General features: G+C 50.0%; 1 protein-coding gene. It reads right to left on the minus strand.

From position 1 onward, the window contains the following. Window positions 1-103 precede the first annotated feature (103 nt). Window positions 104-358, minus strand: a 255-nt coding sequence (locus tag R0J87_RS18935; protein WP_498888156.1) for a hypothetical protein, incomplete at its 5' end; no start/stop codon positions are given.

A 358-nucleotide genomic window follows, 5' to 3' on the forward strand; every position in this document is an offset into this window, starting at 1 on the left:
CGTGCATATTTGGATCGTGTGTTCTCCATTCGTCGATCACACCCACCGGGGCGCAAGATGTTGGAACGCCTCCAGAACGTATGATTGATTGTCGATCCCGACCCTAAGAGCCTACGGGCTGGTAGCTGATATCTGTGCGATCTACGTCACTGAAGTACTGTTCAAACAATATGCTGTTCTCTGTTGCCAGGGTCTGTAAGATCTCTTGCCTCTGCTCTGGAGAAAGCAGCATCGGGCGTGGATATGAAGTGTTTGGATATTTATCCTGCAAATGCAGGCGCAGGCTGCGCAAGTTTGCAAACCCTTGCTTAGGGGCAAGGCGAATAAATTCTTCAAGTGCTTTGGCAGAGAAACTGCG

The organism is Halomonas sp. SIMBA_159 (assembly GCF_046536035.1).
GTDB classification, from domain to species: domain Bacteria; phylum Pseudomonadota; class Gammaproteobacteria; order Pseudomonadales; family Halomonadaceae; genus Vreelandella; species Vreelandella venusta_A.